Raw genomic sequence first — 20,435 nt, 5'->3', positions numbered from 1 at the left:
GTCAAAGAAACGAAACATATTGCTGCTATTCTGGTTTCGAATTTCAGTGAGACCTTTGTTCGACCAGAACCTGGAATGGATGATCTGGATAGTAGAGAGTCACTTTATGGAGCCAATAGTTGGAGGCTAACGTGCCCGACACCATTTTTATGCTTGAATATCTCAACCGGGTTGGCGTAGACATCAAGCAGTTTACTAATCAGAAAGCCCTGGCGGCGGAATACTTCAGAAGAATTTACAGAGTCGACCCCAGAGAAAAGATCATTGACCGTGATGGAAAGCCCATTGGTAAAGCCAGCAATCCAAGACATCTGCACTGATTTCTGGTTTATTACTCAGAAAAACGCCACAACTTGTAAAGAAACGCTTGAGACATAGCTTTTCTGTCTTGCTTGGCTATAAAATGCCCCTATGAATATTATCATCTGGATGCTACTTGGAGCAGCTTTTGCCTGGTACTGGGCTGATACAACAAAAGCAAGAGAGATCGCGATCATGCATGGCAGACGTGCCTGCAAGGAAATGAACTTACAGCTTCTTGATGGGACAGTGGTTCGTTATTCTACACGTTTCAAGCGCAGTCCAGACGGTCAGATGCGCCTTGCCAGAGATTTCAGTTTTGAATTTACACCCGATGGGATTCAGCGTTACCCGGGTCATATACGCTTGCTCGGTCAATACTTGCAGGTAGTGAATTTGCAATACACTAACCCTGAAGAACAGCAAACTTCGAATCTGATCATGTCTACAGAGTATTCAGAGGATACTCAGCCCAAGAATAACAATCCATCTGATGCAGTTGATCTGACAAACTACCAGGACACGAAGCCCTAGTACATCGTTTCAGCCCAAACATTCAGACCCAATATACAAATGATTAACGAGCCGATGGCAATTTCTGTCCTGTGATAGAATTTGCCTGCCCCCTTTGAACCGAGGTTAAAACAAATGGCCCATGCCAAAGATCTGAAGAAAGGTCAGATTGTTCAAATTGAAAACCAGTATTGCATCGTTCGACAGCAGGAAACCAAGAGTCCGTCCGCTCGCGGTGCCTCAACCCTCTACAAGTTTCGTTTCAGCTCCATTCCCGATGGCCAAAAGCTGGAGATGACCTGCACAGGTGACGATCAGTTTGCTGATGTCGACTTACTCCGCCGAACAGTTTCGCTTCTCTATCGTGAAGGTGATGAATTTACCTTTATGGACAGTGAGGACTACAGCCAATATCTGGTTAACTCAAGCACCATTCAAGAGCAACTTCCCTATATGTCTGATGGCATGGAAGGACTGATCGCTCTCTTGGTCGATGGTCAGCTACTGGCTATTGAACTACCGTCATCTATCGCTCTGGAAATTATTGATACCTCTCCCGCGATTAAAGGTGCTTCTGCTGCTGCTCGAACCAAAACAGCACGATTGACTACCGGTCTTGAAGTTCAGGTTCCAGAATACCTGAGTACCGGAGAAATCATCAAGATTAATACAGAGACAGGCAAATTCATGTCCAGAGCATAAAGTCGGATCATACCTTTTTGGCTCTTCAAACCTTCTGCGATTTAAACCTTCAACAGTGCACTTGAGTGCGCTGTTAAAAACGATCGCCATTGGAGTCAATACATTCGCTCGGTCACCTAATGTCAGGGCATTATGACCAGATAGTATTGGTCATTCACAGCCCAGAGCCTGCAAAAGGGTCAAGATAGCAACCCCGTGGCCGATAAGGTCAGATACCAGAGTTTTCTTGTAGATTTCATAGTTCAAGGAAAAAACCAGTAATAAGTGAAATAAATACGAAGGAATATAACTAACTATATGGTCCCAATACACAACGAATGGATAACGAGGTGTTTTTCTCTTTTTGTACCATTCATCACGGCCATCCTGAGAAATTATTTCACAATATAATAACGAAAAAACATATATATTATGTCGCTATATTGAGCAGGAAATTCAAGGCACTTCAGCCTGAACATGCTTAACTGAATAGTAGGGGTTTTTCTATTGCCAGCATGTCGTATAGACTGGCAATATAATTTGGATGGAAGCGCATTCAGCGCTAACTAAGGGTTAGCACCATGGATGGAAGCAAATCTTTAAACAGCTCTAGTGCATGTTGCAAATGGGGGTCGTGCTTTTTCATGACTTTGTTCCCGGTTGTAGCACTGTCGGACTCGGAAGGTCATTATCTTTCAGGGTCCCCTCATTACAGCACTGTCTACTCTCGTGATGTTTCGATGATTGACCCGTTCTCCACCATAACTACTAAGCGATCAAAAAACGTCAATAGAATGCCTGAGTTGTCTATCCGGGAAAAATCCAAAGTAAACCAGAAAAAAGTCAGCTCTTTTGTATACAAAGCTGTTAGCGATCCCAAAAAGCTGGCCGAACAGGCTGCCGCCAGTGCTGCATTTCTCGGGCTTGACTACATTGGTGTTGCCAGACCCATCAAAGAAGGCATGGACTTCATCAAGGAAAAAACACAGTTCGAATTCGGCGACTGTGGTAAGGTCCAATTCAGCAGTAACGTCAAAGCAGAAACCTGCATGTTCGATAATTCTACAATTGAGCTCAATTCTGATTATGATCTGGATTCTTTCACTGTTAACTTCAAATGGCAGATCTAATTAAAGGGTTATGATTTGTAGCCAAAGCTCTAACTGACTCAGGAAATTCTTCCAAGCAGTGCCTTCCCGGTATAATCCCGTTAGAATCCCTGTCCAGATATTCTGGCCTGAGGTTTCACCTTGAACACACATCGACAATACGCTCAGTTCTTGCGTCAACTGCATAAACTTCCAGCCTGGAAGCTCGTAGCAGTCACAACTGCTGTCTGTGAAAGAAGCTGGCCCAACTTTGCCCTGTTTGCCGAACTGACAGAGTTTGGACTTCCCGAAGACGTTCGACACTCTCTTAATATGCTCTGGGATAACGTCGCAGGCTATCAATCAGCCAAAAACTTTGAGCGTCTTCTGGAGAAGCTTGAGCCGAATGTACCCGACCTTGATGAGTGGGAGATGTTTGGCGCCATTCCAGCTTACGACAGTGTTATCAGTACGATATGTGCCGTTAACTGTGCTATGGAACCTGATGCTGGAGAGACAGCCAGTGCCTTGACACTCTCACTGAGCACCATTGGTAAATTCGTTAAGTATACAGAAGCTGAAGAGCTTAAAGGGACTGAACTCCAACAGTATGTTGAGCAGCATGAGCTTTATCAGCAACAGATTGCGTTTATTAAAGAACTGCTGGATCAAATCAGCAGAAGCAAGCAAAGCCCCGATGTTATGAAACAGATCAGGGCTTTGGCCAGGAATGAAGGAATCAGCCACATTGGTATCAGTCTTGAGTGATTTATCATTTCGAATTACTGATGATATCTTTCAGCAATGTATATATTTTACTCTGAGAGTTCGACATCGTATCAAAGTTCTGATTGTAAGTAGTCATCGCACGCTGCAACTGGACAGTCTGCAACTGGTTACTCCCCGTCAGATTTTCTTTTGCCGCGTTCAGTGATGTCTTCAGCGAAGCCCATTCCTCTGGTGTGAGCTGGCCTTTTCCACTGGCGTCAGTGTAATTGATCTTCAGCAGATTACTGAGAACATCACGCTCTTCCTGAGTCAATGCTGGCATACCACCAGTCACTTCATTAGTAAAACTATTCTGGAAGGCAACTTTACGGGCTGCATAGCCACTGAGAGTTTGACTGGAATCGTTCGGGTCCTTACGAGACATCTGGTTGGTATTCACTCCGTCAAACTCCCAGGAATGAAGCCCACCCGCCTCAAGTAGAACATAACCATCGTTACTGGCAGCATCCAGGGCGGTGCCATTGAGATTTGGTGTACCTATAACAGGCTTTGCCGTATTCAAGTCAGTTACTGTAAGCCCCTGATTGCCTCTGGTGATGGTGATTCCGGTGATATCCGCGAGACCTCCTGACAAATTGGAAGGATCAAAGGGAGTTCCGGGAGCAGATGTTTGAAAAGTAATCTCAGTACCATCATCCAACACCATAGTCATATCATTCATAACCGGAATGCCCACCTGTTTGGCATCCGATATGGAGCCCTTGGCAACCGGCACCAGTGCCTGGTTTTGATAATTGAGTTGATTGCCTTCAGCATCCACCAGAGTGAAGGTAGTTTTGCCATTAGCATCCGGCTGAATAGCAATACCATAACCATTATCCAGTACAATGTTATTACCGTTAGTGGTCCAGGTCGTCTGCTTGTATTGACTGGTGCCATACTGGGCTATGTTGGATTTGTTGATCAGAGTATTGACGTTACCCAATAGCTTATTAGAAGTTTCTATCTCACTGAGAAGTCTGCGGACTTCTGAGTCCAGCATGTTCCCGCGCTCAAGGTAGACAGCCGAGACAAAGTCCTGCTGACTGAGCTTGGAAGAATCAACAACATTAACATTATTATTACTGTTAACTCCATTAACGGTAGCCATGAAAAACCGCCCCTGTCATCCACATGAATATTCAGTAAAAAAACACTGTTTTCTGCCCGATCCGGCCGTTCTGTTCGGACCATCAGACAAATCCGGTCCGATGCCTTCTGCCGGAGGATCCTGATTTTGTCTTAGGTTTCAGCAGTCGATTAGCCATTCTGAGTTCTTTTCGTTTCAGTGATGCTTCTTGAGAAAGGTCACTCTTCAGCTCATCATTGAACTTGATCAGCTCCTGACGGGCTTTATGCTTGAAATGGGTGGGCCAGGCATCGCTATTGATAAACTCACGGAGTTTCTTTTTATCCATACCAACAGAATCCATAAAGTCTTTCTGTTGGTTAATGCCTGCTTTGGCGGTCTTTACTGCAGCTTCGGATTCCTGCTGAACAAGCCAGGACGATTTCTTAAGCTTGGTGACATCAATCAATCTGATACGGGAGGCCATAGGGTTCTCTCCTTTTAGCGAAGTAAGAGGCCATTTACTCACCAGTCAATGGCCCATTATCGCTTTGGCACTTTGTATTCTTTCCAGCTCAACCTTACTTTCCGATGACATCAGCCAGTTCTTCTTATTTCAGTGTAGACATAGAATTCACCGGCGATAGAATGAGTAGCCCTATTCGCTGGAGTGAAGTATGGATATAGACAGTTTTGAAAGCCTGATGATGAAAGCCCTCCTGACAGCTCTGGTGTTGTTCATGGGTTTCATTGTTTACGATCTGGCTAAAAAGTCGAAAGCGGGAAAGTTTGGTACATTTATTCTTTTTGGCGCTTTATGCCTGGGTGTACTGGGGTTTGTCCTGAAAGGTGTTTTGATGAAAACGATTGGTGGTTAAGGCCTTTTGCCTGACTCTGCGACGATTGAACACGCACTTACCACTCAAAACAGCGTAATCCTGTCGAACGTTTGCAGAGTCTCGCCCATTATTCAGATTAGACTTCAGGGCTTTTGTTCTGTCTCAATCACTTTATAATATCAGCCAAAGCCAATGAGACTGAGCCCGATGTCAGGTCGCCCCCTCCACCCCCCCGGTTCTCCCGAGAAGAAAACAGAAAAGACTCCCGCTCCCCGGCTGATTCTGTTTAACAAGCCTTTCAATGTACTGACTCAATTCACCGATTCAGAAGGGCGCCCTACGCTTAAGGATTACCTGCCCATTCCAGGTGTTTATCCTGCTGGTCGCCTGGACAGGGATAGTGAAGGGCTGGTGCTACTCACTAACAATGGACAGATTCAACATCAGGTCAGTTCTCCCCTTCACAAGATGGATAAAACCTACTGGGTTCAGGTGGAAGGCATACCCAATGAACGGGCATTGGAGAAACTGAGAAAAGGCATAGAGTTCAAAGACGGCAAGACACTTCCTGCAAAAGCCAGAATCATAGAGGCTCCAGCAGTCTGGCCAAGGACACCGCCCATAAGGGAAAGAAAGTTCATCCCTGACTGCTGGTTGGAGCTGACTATTCGAGAGGGACGAAACAGACAAGTTCGACGCATGACCGCAGCAGTTGGCCACCCTACCCTGAGACTAATACGATACCGTATAGGTGATTGGGCACTGGACGAACTCAAACCGGGAAACTGGTGCGAGATAGAGATACCAGATGCTTTAAAGGTACAATTAAAACAAAACAGTATTACCAGAAATCGTTCCAGCGCCAATAAACTGGCTCGAAAAGGTTTTACAAAACGTCATAGAAAATAAATATCTGATCATTTTCAGGAATCGACAGGAAGGACAGCTTGATAGCATTATTCAAGACTCATTACACAAAACTGGCCCGGACTGCCCTCCTGCTGGCCATGGCATCAATTGTGGTTTTGTCCCTATTGCCAATAGAAAAAGTCCCCCTCAGTGCTGTAAACGATAAGCTTCAACATCTTGCAGCTTTTCTGCTGTTAGCTTTTCTGATGGATGCCAGCTTTCCAAACCAGCCATTCAACTTATGGAAAGTCAGTGGTTTAATGGCCTACGGCTTTCTCATTGAATTGCTGCAATTACAAACGGAATATCGCTTTTTTTCACTGGCTGACCTGATGGCTGACCTGGCCGGAACAGGTCTGTACTTTTTCACTATTCCTGTCTGGAAGCGCATACCGCTGATCAACTGGCGCTGGTCTCTAACGTAAATGCTGAGCGAGGAGTCTTCAGCTTTGCCAGCGCTTCAATTCATTGCGGCGTTCTCCCTGATTTCTGGCAGATGCCGGTCATAACTTGCGCTTATTGTCCAGAGGTATCCTGATCGTTACTTCAAGACCAGGGTGGGCATTTCTGGCGCAGATTGACCCATCGTGATTGGCTATAGCACCCATTGCTATGGCAGTCCCCAGTCCAAATCCATCATTCTCCTTGCCTCGGGTTTCATCCACCCTGAAGAAAGGTTCGAACATGGACTCCAGCACCTCTTCAGGAACACCCGGACCTTTGTCCCGTACTTTGATGATCACATTTCGCCGAAATTGTTCCAGTGTCACTTCAACATTACTGCCTTGCGGAGTAAATCGGATGGCATTACGAATGATGTTTTCAGCGGCGCTGCTCAGCCAGTCACGCACTCCAACAATCTCAACAGGCTGGCTCTTAATCAGATCAACACCTTTATTCTGCGCCTGAGCTTCAAAATTGCCGTCATCCACCAATTCCTTGATAAGCTGCTCCAGATTGACCTGCTCACAGGCCACTTCACTCAGACCATGCTGAATACGGGAGAAACGAATAATCTCACCAATCAGCTCATCAAGGCGCTCAATTTCCCTCTCTATACGCCCATGTTCTGCCTCAGCTTCTGGCGTTTTTCTTCGAGCCAGCGCCAGAGAAATCTGCAACCGGGTTAACGGGGAACGTAACTCATGAGAGACGTTTCTGAGTAAGATTTCCTTGTTATTGATCAGCGTCTCTAACTGCTCTGCCATGTGATCAAAGTCGCGGGCAAATTCTCCCAGCTCGTCGCCTCTTTGTCGAACAGTGGCTTCCACCCGGGCAGAGAGCTCTCCTTTCGCCAACTTTCTGGAGGTTATCTGCAATCGCCTGATGGGGACTACCAGATAGCGCGCCAGCATGATGCAGAGCAGAAAACTGACCGCCAGAGCAATGATGACCAGATGCCATTGCTGAGAAAGTACTTTGGTCACTCGCCAGTGAACCAGTCTGGGCATTTCCTTGGTCAGAAACAGATCATAAGGCACTCGTCCAATCCAGACTTTCCTGGGGCCTACAACTACCACTCCACTTCTGAAAGTAATGGTAGGCTCAGTGCGATCATGGGTTCGATCATAAGCGGACATCAGTTCGTCCGGAATGGCTCTTCTACCCATCACTTCACCGGCAGGATCAAAAAGGTAAAAATAACTTCCGCTGAACTGAGGGAAAGGAGTGTGGGGAGCCCAACCAGAAGCCATGCGTTCGACTTTTCTGGAAACGATCTCCAGTTCACGAAACAGCTCTCTGCGTTCTGACAGAAAATCCGAGGGATTCACCGTTATGGCCACCGCTATAACCATGGCAGCCATCATCGACAACATGGTAAGCCAGAACCACAGGAACAACTTCCAGAACAGACGCTGAAATGGCCAGACCAACATTCTCCGGACTTGTTTAATCATGGTCGTATATAGAAGTAGCCGGCACCACGGACGGTTTTAATTCTGGGTGAGCCATCCGGTCGTGTGCCAATTTTCTTGCGTACATTGCTCACATGCATATCAATCGCGCGATCATAAAGTGTCAGACGACGGTTCAATGCGATTTGGGTCAGTTCATCTCTGGAGATCAATTCGCCAGCTTTTTCAATCAGTGCCTTGAGAACCATAAACTCAGTGGCCGTCAGCTCAAGCAGTGTTTCACCCATCTTGGCTTCACGGTTTGCCAGATTGAGAGTGATATCATCAATAGAAAGGACTTTATTACCGACCTCGGTCCCCGGTGACCTTCCCCTTCTCAGAATGGCCTTGATCCTGGCTACCAGTTCGCGGTGGTTATAGGGCTTGGGCAGATAATCATCCGCTCCGATTTCCAGCCCAATGATGCGATCTACATCATCGCCACGAGCCGTTAACATCAATACCGGGATATCAGACGTCTGACGGATTTTTTTCAGGACTTCGAAACCGTTCAGTTTTGGCAGGGTAACATCGAGCAATACCAGCTGATACTCGCCAGAGAGGGCAGCATGGGCACCTGACTCACCATCATGAACTGCATTGACAGAGTACCCTTCTGTGGCCAGGTACTCAATCAACAATTCACAGAGTTCAATATCATCATCTATCAACAGAAGCTCTAGATTTTCATTACTCATTGGCAGCTCCTCAATAAAAAAAGACCCCGCAGGGGCAAGGCGGGGTTAAAGGTACAGCACAGGGCACAAAATTTACAGAGAGTCTGTCAGCTGACTTATCCAACACGACCCCGGAAAGCGTCACGAAACAACAAATTGTCTTGTTGCAAACAAACAGAGCTCAACATTCCGGAAGACCTTCGTTTCAATCGCCCCCTTCTTTGTTGAAAAACTTCAGTGTTTAAACAATGGCCACAGTGTATTGAAGCCCGTATATACACTGGGGTTAGAGTCAGTAAGCACTCTGTAAAAAGATTTACTCGCATCTGAAGTAAGCGTCCTGTAAACAAATGCTTTATTTTTAATTTAGTGGTAGGAATCAGCCTTTAGCTGAGTACAATACTCACTACTTTTCCAGCACGAGTATGCTCAGCTCTGCAAAATACTGCGCCAACTATAGAAAAACGGGTGACTTTGAGTATAAACGCTCAATAATTAATGTTTGTATTCACCTTCTCCGGCACTCAATGGTGGCGGTTGCACAGAATAAAAGACAGGTGAAAACTAACTGTAATCATGCCTGAATAAACTCTTGTGCAAGCAGCTAAGACTATTTACAGACTAGACTTGCCGGTATATTGCCTGGCGGAGAGATCTCCTGACCGGCACACTCATACCACAAGACTCTGACCGTGGGCTGGAAATCTGAACTTGAGACTCTTTCTCTCGGAGCCATCGATGAAATCAATCATCAGAAATAGACAACGCCCCCTGCTCCCTTTCGGCTTGCTTGTCGCATCTCTGTTAGCCTTGTCAGGCTGTAATCAAGAGCAGGAACAAAGAAAAATGCCTCCCCCTGCTGTTTCAGTTATCAGTGTTACGGAGCAGCCTGTTGGCGATTACAAAGAATATGTCGCTCGTACAGAAGCTGTTAATACTGTCGACCTGAGAGCGAGAGTAGAAGGCTTTCTCGCAAAGAGAGACTTCATTGAAGGGCAAACCGTCGAGAAAGATCAGCTGCTATTCGTTATAGACCCGAAACCGTATATCGCCAACCTTAAAAAGGCCGAAGCTGATCTGGCCAGTGCTAACGCAGAGTTGAACAAGTCGAAAAAAGACCTTCAACGCAGCAAGGATCTTCATAAAAAAGGCTATATCAGTCAGGCTGATCTGGACACCCAGACCAGCAAAGAAGCTCAGGCAGAAGCCTCTGTTCAAGCTGCTGAAGCGCAGCTGGATACTGCCAAACTGGATCTTAGCTACACCAAAATCATAGCCCCCTTTAAAGGTCAGATCGGCCGCACCAATTACAGCGTGGGTAACCTGGTAGGTCCCAATAGTGAACCTCTGGCAACTCTGAATTCGATTGACCCTATCTATGTCAACTTCCAGGTCGACGAACAACTATTCATCAGCCGCTTGCAGGAAAGTTCTGGCAGCCGGACATCCGAAAAGCAGGACTTTGAAATGAGCCTGCGTTTACCCAATGGCAGCGATTACGATCACAAGGGCACCTTCAATTTCGCAGACACCAGAGTCGATGAAACCACGGGAACCCTAACCCTGCGGGCTGAATTCCCGAATCCTCAGGGCATCATAGTTCCGGGCCTTTACGTCACCCTGATCGTGGAAGGCAAGAACAAAACCGAACATCCGATCATCCCGCAGTCTGCCGTTCAGGAAAACCAATCGGGCCGCTTTGTATTGGTCGTAGATGCTAATAACGCAGTTGAAACCCGTCAGGTAGAACTTGGACGTCGCCTGGGGCCAATGTGGGTTGTAGACTCTGGACTTAAAGCCGGTGAAAAAATCATCGTTGAAGGCCTCCAGAAAGTTCGTCCGGGTGTCAAGGTCACTCCCACCAGCGTCACAATTGATCCAGAGACAGGCGGAATTGAAGCCCAGCCAAAGTCTGATCAAGAGCAGGGCAGCCAGGCTAACAAACAAGGGTAACTGCGATGATCAGTCAGTTTTTTATTCACAGGCCCAAGTTTGCCTTTGTTCTATCGATCGTCATAACCCTGGTGGGTATGATTTCCATGCTGACCCTGCCTGTGGCTCAGTTTCCTGAAATCACCCCTCCCCAGGTTAACATCAGTGCGGTATTCCCGGGAGCCGATGCAGAAACCATAGAAGAAGCCGTCATCCGACCGATTGAAGAACAGGTCAACGGTGTAGAGGACATGATCTATATCAACTCTTCTGCTGGTAACGATGGCAGCGCCAGCATCACCGTGACCTTTGATTCCGGTGTCGATCAGGATATGGCTCTGGTAAACGTCCAGAACCGTGTTGCTGTAGCTGAACCATCACTTCCCGAAGACGTGAGAAGAACGGGGGTGACGGTCAGCAAAAAGTCTTCAAGCATGCTGTTGGGCATCAACCTGGTTTCCAATAAGAGTGAGTACGACGGCGTTTACCTCAATAATTACGCCAACAATTACCTGAAAGAACCCATGGCTCGTATTGACGGGGTCGCTTCCGCCGACATTTTGGGTTCACTGGTTTATAGCATGCGTATCTGGCTTGATCCTGAACGCATGGCATCTCTTGATATCACAACCTCAGACGTATCCAACGCACTGAATGAGCAAAACGTTATTGTTGCAGCCGGTAAGCTGGGTCAGGCGCCAAACCAGCCAGACCAGCAGTTCACTTACACCATAAAAACCCAGGGACGTCTGAGCAACCCTGAGGAATTCGGCAACGTCATTATCAAGGCCGACCCTGATGGCTCCTATGTTCGCATCAAGGATATCGCCCGGGTTGAAATGGGTTCCCAGAGTTACGATGGTGTTGCCAAGTTTAACAATGATGACACGGCTTTCCTGGTTATCTATCAGCAGCCTGATGCCAACGCTATGGATGTGGCGAAAGGTGTAAAAATGACCATGGAAGAGCTGTCTGCCCGTATGCCGGAAGGTATCGAGTATGAAATCAAGTTCGATACAACCCAGTTTATTGATCAGTCCATCAAGGAAGTAATCATCACTTTGCTCCAGGCAGTCGCTCTGGTGGTATTGGTTGTATTCCTGTTCCTGCAAAACTGGCGGGCAACACTGATCCCCGCAATCGCAATACCGGTCTCCCTGATTGGTACCTTCGCTATCATGAAAGCTCTCGGGTTTTCCATTAACACTATTACGCTTTTCGGCCTGGTGTTGGCGATAGGGGTGGTCGTGGACGACGCCATTGTTGTTATTGAAAACGTTGAGCGATTAATCACCAGGGAAGGGATGAGCCCGACTGAAGCCACCAGTCAGGCCATGAAGGAAGTATCGGGTCCTATTGTGGCGACCACCCTGGTATTGCTGGCGGTATTTGTACCTGTAGGCTTTATGCCGGGTATTACCGGTGGACTTTATTCACAGTTTGCGGTCACCATATCGGTAGCCGTTGTAATCTCTTCCATCAACGCTCTGACATTAAGTCCGGCCCTGTGTGCCACTTTGCTGAAAAAAGGCAAGATGGGACACATCAACTGGCTGGTTCCTCTTGATAACTTTATCAAGCGACTGACCGGCGGCTACAAGAGCTGGGTTACCCTGTTGATTAGAAGAAGCATTCTGGGAATTGGACTGTTTGCAATCATGATGGCCTCCACCGGCTTCCTGTTCAACAGCACGCCCTCCGGTTTTGTTCCGGATGAGGATCAGGGATTCTTCGTGGTTGATGTTCAGCTTCCTGACGCAGCGTCCCTGAACAGAACCGAAGCCACTATGGAGAACATCACCAACATCATTCGAACCGAACCCGATGTAGACAGTGTTATCAGTGTTTCCGGCTTCAGCATCATGGGTGGATCCAACTCCAACAACGCCATGGCTATCGTTGTCCTCAACGACTGGAAAGATCGCCCGGACCCTCTACAACACCAGCAGGCGGTACTGAGAAAGATACAGGGCAAGCTCTGGACGTTACCGGAAGCCCAGGTCATGGCGTTTGCCTTCCCGCCCATTCCAGGCCTTGGATCTTCAGGTGGTTTTGACTTCAGGCTTCAGGATACGCTTGGCCGCACCCCTCAGGAGCTTGGTCAGGTGTTGAATGGGCTGATCTATCAGGCAAACCAGCGCCCCGAAATGACTCAGGTATTCAGTACTTTCCGTGCTAATGTGCCTCAATACTTCCTCGAAGTAGATCGCAACAAGGCTAAGGCACAGGGTATTCCGCTGTCTGAAATTTTCATGACCCTGCAAACCCAGCTGGGCTCTCTGTATGTCAATGACTTCAGTAAATTCGGTAGAACCTACCAGGTTAAGCTTCAGGCAGAAAGCGAGTATCGCGCCAATCCTTCAGACCTGAGCAAGTTCTTTGTCAGAAACCTGAATAACCAGATGGTGCCTCTGACTACCGTTGCCTCATTGAAACCGATTCTCGGCCCCAGCAGCATTGACCATTACAACCTGTACCGCTCAGCCAGCATAAGTGGCAAGGCTAATCAGGGTTTTAGTTCCGGTGATGCTATCACAGCCATGGAAGATCTGGCCAAAACATTGCCCGATGGCTACACCTTCGAGTGGTCTGGACAGTCACTGCAGGAAATTGAAGCCGGTAGTCTGGCTCCACTGCTATTTGCCCTGGCATTCCTGTTTGTCTACCTGTTCCTGGTGGCACAGTATGAAAGCTGGACCATGCCGCTGGCAATCATCGTGGCAGTGCCCATAGCGGCTTTCGGTGCCATTGTCGGAATCAACCTGTTCCGGTTATTGATACCCTCGATGGCCAATGATATCTACGCCCAGATAGGTATGGTGCTATTGATTGGTATTGCTGCAAAGACGGCGATTCTTATCGTAGAATTTGCCATGGTTCAAAGACAGTCAGGCAAGAGTATCTTCGATGCTGCCATCAACGCTGCCGAACTGCGCTTTCGCGCCGTATTGATGACAGCCCTGTCTTTCGTACTTGGGGTACTACCTCTGGTATTTGCCAGTGGTGCCGGTGCTGCCAGCCGAAGGATAATTGGTACGACAGTAATGTCTGGAATGATCGCTGCCACCCTGTTCGGCACGATAATGATCCCATTGTTCTATTATCTCCTGCAAAAAATGCGTGAGCATTTTGATTCAGATAAAGCGAACAGCTGATCAACATAAAGCCCCTGTCTAAAGGGGCTTTTTTGTGTCCAGCCTGCCTCTCGCTACCGTGCGCCAGCTTGAGAACCAGAGTTTTTTGCTCCCACTTCCATGAGGTAATCTATCCTTCCTCTCTGAATGCCAGAATGCTAGAACAGAATTATTAAACACTCACTCTTTGTAGCGGCGCTGTGGCTGCTGCTGTCGATGTCTATCGTCTGTCAGGCTCAACCGTTGACAGGTTTTTTTGTTGTCGAGCTTGAACCGAATGCAGTTTTTCCAAACCAGAGCCTTTCTATAAAGCGTAACCGACACACATGGCCTTGCAGCCCATCATACATTTCCGACACAAACGACTGTACAGAACAAGATTCGCCGCCTGATATCAAACAACACATACCTGACATTTACGGGATGCCCCCTACCCTTATTGAGTTGATAGCGCAGCAATGTTTTTTCACCGCTCCTCTGCTGATTGCCTACCAACTGATCCTGACAACCAAAGATTCTCCTTCAGGCTCGAATCCCTATTCATGGCTCCCCTTAAAAGTGGTTATCACTGTCTGTTGGCTTTTAAAAAGCGATTGGACCCCCGCTTCACCTCTGTTTAAACCGATTAAACTACAAGAGGTCAGCCAGAAACATTCGTTTGCGACCATCACTATGATGTTTGGCTCTGGAGATAACCAGCAATCACAACAGTCATCAGAATCATCCATTCAGACAGTATCGGAAGCCAGGACCCTCCCTGCAGGCTCTTTCACTAACCCCGTGAACTCTGACTCTGGCGGCGGTAACGGAGATCCTCAACAACACCTGCACACTTTCGGTTTAAATTGTTTCATCCTTCCCTGTCATGGCGTTTGTCAATTCCGAAGATCACCCGACAGCGGATTGCCCAGTGGATGGCCACTGAAATCGGCAGAAAGTTCAGCAGTCCAGAAGGGAGCAGGACAGAGCACATGCCCCGATCCAGTCAATAAACACAACCATAACCGTATAGATCGCTTTAATTTTCTACAGACTCTATATTCCCAGCAAAACTGGCTTTTCCAAATATTGAGTAATCCTGCCATTCAACTCCAATGTACTTCTGTTCAACCTTCTCAGACACAGTTCGATCAGATGCAACCCCGTGGCCTTAACAACAACCGGGCAAGTAGCTGCAAGCTAGCATACTCCATGAGTTCTGGGTCAACAGACAGTCACTCAACCGGGCCAGTCAGAAATGACGCCCAAGTACTTGAGAAATTTCCTGTCTCCAATGATGACTTGATTGTAATCAACGGGTTACTCAATTTAGGTAATCAAATCCTTCTCGAAAAAATCGGGACCTCTTGTGCCTTTACCGACTTCACATCCTCACTGGGAACTTCAGAAACACCACAAAAAACAACAGAATCACCCCAATGGGTTCAAAGCCCAACTCAGCTTATTCAGATAGGTTCAATAAAGGCGCCGACAGCATCTTGTAAAATTATATTCGCGACATCAAACCAAAAAACCTCTCAAGCTGGCGAACCTGAATTGGCTCGGACTTCACCTTCAGGTTATCTTCCCCCCAATGGTTCCACCCGTTGTCAACAAGACTGGCCTAATCCCATAAGGAGAAACGGTGGCGGGCAACAAATCTGCGCAGTGACTTTGGTCGGGAAGGATGGCCAGACACGGCCATGTGGGGTGATCTTCAAGAATGCCCGATCTCTATCCTCGCACAAGAGCAGATACCACAGCGGGCAAAAAACCTGTGACCTGACAGAAGTCGGAAAGGATGGCCAGCTGCTGCCATGCGAAAAGGTCTTTAATCATTCTCAAGCCCTGGCGGCTCACAAAGCCAGAGCCCACATCAGACAACAAACCTGTGGCGTAACCTTAGTCAGAGAAGATGGCCAGCTGCAAAGATGCGGAACAGTCTGCGAGGATGCCAGAGCCCTGATATCTCACAAAAGAAGCGCTCACAAAGGACAACAAAAAATCTGCGATAAGACAGTCATCGGAGAGGATGGCCAGCCGCGACCATGCGGAAAAGTCTGTAATAATTCAATGGCCCTGTCGTATCACAAAAGAAAATACCACACCGGGCTACGAACCTGTGACGTGACCGTGATCGGCGAGGATGGCCGACAGCAGTCATGCGGGAAAGTCTGCAGAAGTACTCAAGACCTGATTGAGCACAAAAACAAAGAACACACCGGCCAACAAATCTGCTACGTGCGCCTGATCGGGGAAGATGGTCAACTGCAGCAATGCGGAAAGGTCTTCAGGAATATTCCATCGCTATCAGTTCATAAAAGCAAAATCCACAGCAAACAAAAAACTTGTGATGAAACCGTGATCACAGAGGATGGTCGGTCCTGGCCATGCAGGGTGATCTGCAAGAATGATCAAATCCTGATGGATCACAAAAGAGGACATCGTAAGCGCAAATCTGTTGATGTGGAGCAAAACAATGACCTCACTCCTGAAAAAGCTAAACGAAGTTTTCAAAGCCATTAAGCTGGTGTAATAATTGACAGATTGATCCGGAAGTTTCTTAAAGCCTCAAGCTCCTCAATCAAGTCAAAACGGCTTTATGATCAATGATCGCAAAGACTCAACGTATTTCACGAAACCGGAACTGCGGGAGCTTCTCTGGAAGAAAGGGAATGCTCCTGGTAAAGAGAACAAGGAGCTTCAGGTTTGAAAAGATCTGATCATTCCAGAACATCTCTTCCCATCGCAGCATGGATACTCCCATCCATTCTGTTGGCTGGCTGTGCCAATCCTCTGGAATCAATCAGCTGTTACTACCAGCCTGTCAGGGGAACGATGCTGATTAATGAAGTGAAGGGAGACCTTGCTGAACTGGACTTCTTTCCCGATACAAAGCAGGATCTGGTATGGTTCAGGAAGCACGATATTGAACCTGAAGGTCTTGTGATGCCTATCAGCAATGTTGGGCGAGCGCCAAAACCTTCTAGCCGTCACAAGGCGATTGTTAATATCCTTACTTCAGGCAGCTGCTCACCCTATATTGTTTATCAGGGAGAACCTGTTCTGGCGCAATGAGAACAGGAATTATCCCCTGCCTTTCACTTCAACCGTTCACCAGGAAGTGGGTTGCAATACTGGCGGCATATCCCAGGGCAATGGCCCAGCTCCACTTCAAATGGCCCAGGAAGGTATATTGGCCTTTGGCCGTTCCCATCAGACCGACGCCGGCAGCGGAGCCTATTGACAGTAAACTGCCGCCTACCCCTGCGGTCAGGGTAATCAGCAGCCACTGGAATGTATCCATTTCAGGGTTCATTCCCAGAATGGCAAACATGACTGGAATGTTATCCAGAATCGCAGAGAAGACTCCGGCTGCAATGTTCGTCCAGGTGGCACCTATACCGGTGTACATGCTTTCGGAAATCAGCTCCAGGTAACCCAGATAACGCAAGCCCCCTACAGAGAAAATGACACCAAAAAAGAACAGCAGGGTGTCCCACTCGGCGTGGGCAATCCGTTTGAAAATATCCAGATCTTCTTTTTTCTCGTCGTCCATCGAAGGCATAATCTGACTGGCGGTCAGCCCTTTCAATCGCAGGAAATAGGTATAGAACATCAACAGCGAAAGTCCGGTCATCATGCCCATAAAAGGGGGCAGTCCGAAGAAGCTCTCAAAACAAACGGCCAGTACAATCGTGATCAGGAACAGCACACAGATAGCCCACCCACCCCGGCGAATACCTGAATGGTCTTCGAGGGCCGCCGGGCGACCATTATCAATAAAGAAATTCATGATGGTCGCCGGGATAATAAAATTCACAACCGAGGGAATAAATAAAGTAAAGAATGTGAAAAACTCAACCTTGTCAGCCTGCCAAACCATCAACGTTGTGATATCACCAAAAGGACTGAAAGCTCCACCGGCATTGGACGCTACAACCACATTGATCATTGCCAGGGTGACAAAAGCAGGGTTTCCCTGTCCGACGGACATAATGACGGCACCCATCAACAGAGCCGTCGTCAGGTTATCGGCAATCGGTGAAATAAAGAAGGCCAGCACTCCGGTTACCCAGAAGAGTTGACGATAACTGAACCCCTTTCGGATCAGCCAACTGCGAAGTGAATCGAATACCTGACGCTCTTCCATGGCATTGATGTAGGTCATCGCCACCAGCAGAAACAAGAACATGGCCGAATATTCTTCCAGGTCATGCATGACCGCTCTGGATAAGCTTTCGTGGGATACTCCCTCTCCGACGGCCAGCCAGGCAATGAGGGCCCAGATGATACCGGCAGCCAGAATGACCGGTTTTGACTTACTGAGATGTAACTTCTCTTCCGCCATCACGGCAATATAAGCCAGAGTAAAAATGACAATACACAACCAGGCGATGGGGTGAGTTGTCATCCTCAACAACTCCTCTGCCGCAAAAGAGTTCTGCGGAAGAGCAAACAAACCTGCCCCGGCAAGCAGGGAAGGCCTTCTCAGTCCAGAGAAATTCACTATGATTTCCTTTAATTTTTAAATGAGTCAGGGTCCAAAAACGCGCAAATGATACTGATTGAATAACGATAAGCCAACCGCCTGTGAGATCCAATTTGAGCCAGCCCAACTCATTTCAGTGGATTCCTGTCTAATAAATCGACACCCTGACTATTTACTTTCGATATAAAATATTTTTTGTGAAATCTGCTCAGACATGCAGGGTATGAAGCGTCGGTTAAAGAGTAGAAACAGATTACAATCGACTTTTATATACAATTTTCATCTTACTATTTAGGCCTGAGGGCACAGCACTCTGAAATAATCCATATACACTTGGGCGTAGTCTCTTTAATTACGACTTTTCTAACCTTCGTGCGGGGACGTGAAGATGAGCATCGCCCGGAAACTGCACATGTTTCTAAACCAACATAATGCGGAATACGAACTTGTTTCCCACCCATACTCAGAAAGAGCGATGAATACGGCACACTCCGCCTGTATTCCAGTCAAGAATATGACGAAAGCTGTCGTTCTCAGGGACAACAGGGGTTATGTCATCGCTGTCATGCCCTCAATGAACAAACTCATGCTGCGCTGGATCAACGCCAAGCTGGATCGACATCTGAATCTGGTTTCAGAACAGGAATTGAAACACCTTTTCCCGGACTGTGAGGATGGTTCGATTCCTGCTATCGGCACTGCTTATGGCATGACCACCTGCTGGGATGACGAATTGAATTCATTACAGGACCTGTATCTGGAGTCTGGTAACCACAGGGAGCTGATTCATATGAACCGTAATCAGTTCAAGGCATTGCTTCAGGGAGAAACCCATGCTGCCATCAGTTGCGACCCAGACGAAATGGAAGCCTATTGCAACTGAAAAAACAGCTGAGGGTCGATAACCGCTGAAGACTCTATAGCCAGTGACGGCTCTCTTCAGCGGGTCATTTTTTTTACAAAAACCACCACAAAGAGTGCCAGCGTGAAGCTGCCAATAAAGGCCTCAATGGCTGCAAACAATCTTGAAAGACCCACGGGAGCCAGATCTCCGTAGCCCAGTGTGGTAAAGGTCACGACACTGAAGTAAAGTGCCTCCAGCCAATTAATCAGATTATTATAAAAAGGCTGGCCCGACTGGTACTGAACCATTGTCCCGCTATCCTCAATACCCAAAAAGAAATAAAAAAGGGAAAAGAAGACAATAAATGACACTGAAAACAGAACCACTCTTTCGGGCTTTTCGCCATAGCCGCTGAGCAGATCGACAATCTTTGAAACCACCCTCTGCCGGGAGATGAGGGGAAACCGGTATCGGTTGAAGGTCCTTTCCCGGTAAAAAAACTCACCAGCATTATGAAACAGTCCCTGCGCTTCACAATGTTTGCGAATATTTCTGGCTACTTCTTCAGCCTCCTCAAATAACTCGCTGGACTGGCGTTTATCGCCTTCCCGGCTGGCCTGATGAGCTTTTTCTTCCTGCAGAAAAGTATCACCAAAATCAACATGCTCAATTCGGGCCGACTTAAAATTAACACCCAGAAGGTTTGCTCCTATTAAACGGGTACGATGTAGATTTGCACCACTTAAGTCCGCTTTCAGTAAATTACAACCGGAAAGGTCTGCTCGATAAAGATGAGCTTTAACAAGGCTGCAACGACTCAAGTCACTACTGATCAAGTGATAGACTTCACCCTCAGGAGAGACAAGATTCAGATTATCGAGATGAGCGCCTTTCAGATAAAACCCCTCCATCATGGTACTTTTATGAGCCCGCTCTTCCAATAATGCTCTGACATCGGCACCGGATTTATCAACGTCCCTGTCATGCCAAAAGCAATAGTCACTGCCTTCTAAAGCCGGCTCACTACAGGGGCCGGATCGCTCGCCAATATAACGGCATCGATGGTCATCTTTAATCGGCATGACAAAATAGCCCAACCTTTTTCAATAAGTGCTCCATACTGTGTCGGCAAAATAATCAGAAGTGTTTACCATCTGCTTTTTGAATTTCCTGACCGGCTCATGCAATTCAACACCCAGACGTGTATGCTTAGCCGCTTGAAACTATTACTTGAATATCTTCCATCTCCCGGTGAGACAGAAGATGGTTTTATTGCATACCGCGTACACAGCGGACACACAGGTAGCCTCGTGAT

Annotated in this window: 19 protein-coding genes; 13 read left to right on the top strand and 6 right to left on the bottom strand. The window is 47.3% G+C overall.

Features of this window, described 5'->3' with window-relative positions; all coding sequences use genetic code 11:
• The first annotated feature begins 131 nt into the window (after positions 1–131).
• The 5 genes from ACOJUN_RS15555 (at position 132) to ACOJUN_RS15535 (ending at position 3,350) form a co-directional block, all read left to right on the top strand.
• On the top strand, positions 132–320 hold the full coding sequence (locus tag ACOJUN_RS15555) for a hypothetical protein (RefSeq protein WP_422132854.1): 189 nt from the start codon (positions 132–134) through the stop codon (positions 318–320).
• A gap of 91 nt (positions 321–411) precedes the next feature.
• The gene (locus ACOJUN_RS15550) at positions 412–834 is read left to right on the top strand and encodes a DUF3301 domain-containing protein (RefSeq protein WP_422132853.1); all 423 of its coding nucleotides are present in this window, start codon (positions 412–414) and stop codon (positions 832–834) included.
• Positions 835–948: 114 nt separating this feature from the next.
• A complete protein-coding gene (gene yeiP / locus ACOJUN_RS15545; protein ID WP_422132852.1) occupies positions 949–1,515 on the top strand; it encodes an elongation factor P-like protein YeiP in 567 nt (188 codons plus the stop codon).
• Positions 1,516–2,138: 623 nt separating this feature from the next.
• Complete coding sequence (locus ACOJUN_RS15540; RefSeq protein WP_422132851.1) at positions 2,139–2,624, top strand: hypothetical protein; 486 nt, start codon at positions 2,139–2,141, stop codon at positions 2,622–2,624.
• Positions 2,625–2,744: 120 nt separating this feature from the next.
• Positions 2,745–3,350, top strand: a complete 606-nt coding sequence (locus tag ACOJUN_RS15535) for a DUF416 family protein (protein ID WP_422132850.1) — start codon at positions 2,745–2,747, stop codon at positions 3,348–3,350.
• 4 nt (positions 3,351–3,354) lie between these two features.
• Here ACOJUN_RS15535 and ACOJUN_RS15530 read toward each other — a convergent pair whose 3' ends face one another.
• Positions 3,355–4,461 carry a hypothetical protein gene (locus ACOJUN_RS15530; protein ID WP_422132849.1) on the bottom strand — a complete coding sequence of 369 codons (1,107 nt, stop codon included), beginning with the start codon at positions 4,459–4,461 and terminating at the stop codon, positions 3,355–3,357.
• 82 nt (positions 4,462–4,543) lie between these two features.
• The gene (locus ACOJUN_RS15525; protein WP_422132848.1) at positions 4,544–4,906 is read right to left on the bottom strand and encodes a hypothetical protein; all 363 of its coding nucleotides are present in this window, start codon (positions 4,904–4,906) and stop codon (positions 4,544–4,546) included.
• Positions 4,907–5,096: 190 nt separating this feature from the next.
• On the opposite strand from ACOJUN_RS15525, the gene ACOJUN_RS15520 reads away from it, so the two are divergent.
• From ACOJUN_RS15520 to ACOJUN_RS15510, 3 genes are all read left to right on the top strand, one after another.
• Positions 5,097–5,297 (top strand): DUF2788 domain-containing protein, encoded by a 201-nt coding sequence (locus ACOJUN_RS15520; RefSeq protein WP_422132847.1) that lies wholly within the window; start codon positions 5,097–5,099, stop codon positions 5,295–5,297.
• A gap of 168 nt (positions 5,298–5,465) precedes the next feature.
• A complete protein-coding gene (locus tag ACOJUN_RS15515; RefSeq protein WP_422132846.1) occupies positions 5,466–6,167 on the top strand; it encodes a pseudouridine synthase in 702 nt (233 codons plus the stop codon).
• A gap of 38 nt (positions 6,168–6,205) precedes the next feature.
• Positions 6,206–6,592, top strand: coding sequence for a VanZ family protein (locus tag ACOJUN_RS15510; RefSeq protein WP_422132845.1), 387 nt, complete (start codon positions 6,206–6,208; stop codon positions 6,590–6,592).
• A gap of 78 nt (positions 6,593–6,670) precedes the next feature.
• On the opposite strand, the gene ACOJUN_RS15505 is transcribed toward ACOJUN_RS15510, so the two are convergent.
• Together ACOJUN_RS15505 and ACOJUN_RS15500 are read right to left on the bottom strand one after the other, a co-directional pair.
• Positions 6,671–8,044, bottom strand: a complete 1,374-nt coding sequence (locus ACOJUN_RS15505; protein ID WP_422132844.1) for an ATP-binding protein — start codon at positions 8,042–8,044, stop codon at positions 6,671–6,673.
• A gap of 17 nt (positions 8,045–8,061) precedes the next feature.
• Positions 8,062–8,760 carry a response regulator gene (locus tag ACOJUN_RS15500; protein ID WP_422132843.1) on the bottom strand — a complete coding sequence of 233 codons (699 nt, stop codon included), beginning with the start codon at positions 8,758–8,760 and terminating at the stop codon, positions 8,062–8,064.
• A gap of 717 nt (positions 8,761–9,477) precedes the next feature.
• Here ACOJUN_RS15500 and ACOJUN_RS15495 point away from each other — a divergent pair.
• The 4 genes from ACOJUN_RS15495 to ACOJUN_RS15480 all read left to right on the top strand — a co-directional run bounded on the left by ACOJUN_RS15495 (position 9,478) and on the right by ACOJUN_RS15480 (position 16,862).
• The gene (locus ACOJUN_RS15495) at positions 9,478–10,692 is read left to right on the top strand and encodes an efflux RND transporter periplasmic adaptor subunit (RefSeq protein WP_422132842.1); all 1,215 of its coding nucleotides are present in this window, start codon (positions 9,478–9,480) and stop codon (positions 10,690–10,692) included.
• A 5-nt stretch (positions 10,693–10,697) separates the two neighbouring features.
• Entirely contained in the window at positions 10,698–13,826 is a 3,129-nt protein-coding gene (locus tag ACOJUN_RS15490) for an efflux RND transporter permease subunit (RefSeq protein WP_422132841.1), read from the top strand.
• 195 nt (positions 13,827–14,021) lie between these two features.
• Positions 14,022–16,310, top strand: a complete 2,289-nt coding sequence (locus tag ACOJUN_RS15485) for a hypothetical protein (protein ID WP_422132840.1) — start codon at positions 14,022–14,024, stop codon at positions 16,308–16,310.
• 183 nt (positions 16,311–16,493) lie between these two features.
• Positions 16,494–16,862 (top strand): hypothetical protein, encoded by a 369-nt coding sequence (locus ACOJUN_RS15480; protein ID WP_422132839.1) that lies wholly within the window; start codon positions 16,494–16,496, stop codon positions 16,860–16,862.
• Between the two features lie 28 nt (positions 16,863–16,890).
• Here the strand turns inward: ACOJUN_RS15480 and nhaD are convergent, their stop codons facing one another.
• Positions 16,891–18,198 (bottom strand): sodium:proton antiporter NhaD, encoded by a 1,308-nt coding sequence (gene nhaD, locus ACOJUN_RS15475; protein ID WP_422132838.1) that lies wholly within the window; start codon positions 18,196–18,198, stop codon positions 16,891–16,893.
• A gap of 490 nt (positions 18,199–18,688) precedes the next feature.
• Here nhaD and ACOJUN_RS15470 point away from each other — a divergent pair, with 490 nt between their 5' ends.
• Complete coding sequence (locus ACOJUN_RS15470) at positions 18,689–19,159, top strand: aminoacyl-tRNA deacylase (protein WP_422132837.1); 471 nt, start codon at positions 18,689–18,691, stop codon at positions 19,157–19,159.
• Positions 19,160–19,215: 56 nt separating this feature from the next.
• Here the strand turns inward: ACOJUN_RS15470 and ACOJUN_RS15465 are convergent, their stop codons facing one another.
• Complete coding sequence (locus ACOJUN_RS15465) at positions 19,216–20,202, bottom strand: pentapeptide repeat-containing protein (RefSeq protein WP_422132836.1); 987 nt, start codon at positions 20,200–20,202, stop codon at positions 19,216–19,218.
• Positions 20,203–20,435 lie beyond the last annotated feature (233 nt).

The sequence above is a fragment of the Endozoicomonas sp. ALD040 genome (assembly GCF_049275945.1).
Taxonomy (GTDB): Bacteria; Pseudomonadota; Gammaproteobacteria; order Pseudomonadales; family Endozoicomonadaceae; genus Endozoicomonas_A.
Note: the sequence above shows the minus strand (reverse complement) of the source record. Positions and strands in the feature narration are given on the sequence as shown.

Excerpts from the sequence above, each read along its gene's own strand:
- ACOJUN_RS15550 (WP_422132853.1), top strand. The coding sequence starts at position 412 with ATGAATATTATCATCTGGATGCTACTTGGAGCAGCTTTTGCCTGGTAC.
- yeiP (WP_422132852.1), top strand. The coding sequence starts at position 949 with ATGGCCCATGCCAAAGATCTGAAGAAAGGTCAGATTGTTCAAATTGAA.
- ACOJUN_RS15540 (WP_422132851.1), top strand. The coding sequence starts at position 2,139 with ATGACTTTGTTCCCGGTTGTAGCACTGTCGGACTCGGAAGGTCATTAT.
- ACOJUN_RS15530 (WP_422132849.1), bottom strand. The coding sequence starts at position 4,461 with ATGGCTACCGTTAATGGAGTTAACAGTAATAATAATGTTAATGTTGTT.
- ACOJUN_RS15525 (WP_422132848.1), bottom strand. The coding sequence starts at position 4,906 with ATGGCCTCCCGTATCAGATTGATTGATGTCACCAAGCTTAAGAAATCG.
- ACOJUN_RS15520 (WP_422132847.1), top strand. The coding sequence starts at position 5,097 with ATGGATATAGACAGTTTTGAAAGCCTGATGATGAAAGCCCTCCTGACA.
- ACOJUN_RS15515 (WP_422132846.1), top strand. The coding sequence starts at position 5,466 with ATGTCAGGTCGCCCCCTCCACCCCCCCGGTTCTCCCGAGAAGAAAACA.
- ACOJUN_RS15505 (WP_422132844.1), bottom strand. The coding sequence starts at position 8,044 with ATGTTGGTCTGGCCATTTCAGCGTCTGTTCTGGAAGTTGTTCCTGTGG.
- ACOJUN_RS15500 (WP_422132843.1), bottom strand. The coding sequence starts at position 8,760 with ATGAGTAATGAAAATCTAGAGCTTCTGTTGATAGATGATGATATTGAA.
- ACOJUN_RS15495 (WP_422132842.1), top strand. The coding sequence starts at position 9,478 with ATGAAATCAATCATCAGAAATAGACAACGCCCCCTGCTCCCTTTCGGC.
- ACOJUN_RS15490 (WP_422132841.1), top strand. The coding sequence starts at position 10,698 with ATGATCAGTCAGTTTTTTATTCACAGGCCCAAGTTTGCCTTTGTTCTA.
- ACOJUN_RS15485 (WP_422132840.1), top strand. The coding sequence starts at position 14,022 with ATGTCTATCGTCTGTCAGGCTCAACCGTTGACAGGTTTTTTTGTTGTC.
- nhaD (WP_422132838.1), bottom strand. The coding sequence starts at position 18,198 with ATGACAACTCACCCCATCGCCTGGTTGTGTATTGTCATTTTTACTCTG.
- ACOJUN_RS15470 (WP_422132837.1), top strand. The coding sequence starts at position 18,689 with ATGTTTCTAAACCAACATAATGCGGAATACGAACTTGTTTCCCACCCA.
- ACOJUN_RS15465 (WP_422132836.1), bottom strand. The coding sequence starts at position 20,202 with ATGCCGATTAAAGATGACCATCGATGCCGTTATATTGGCGAGCGATCC.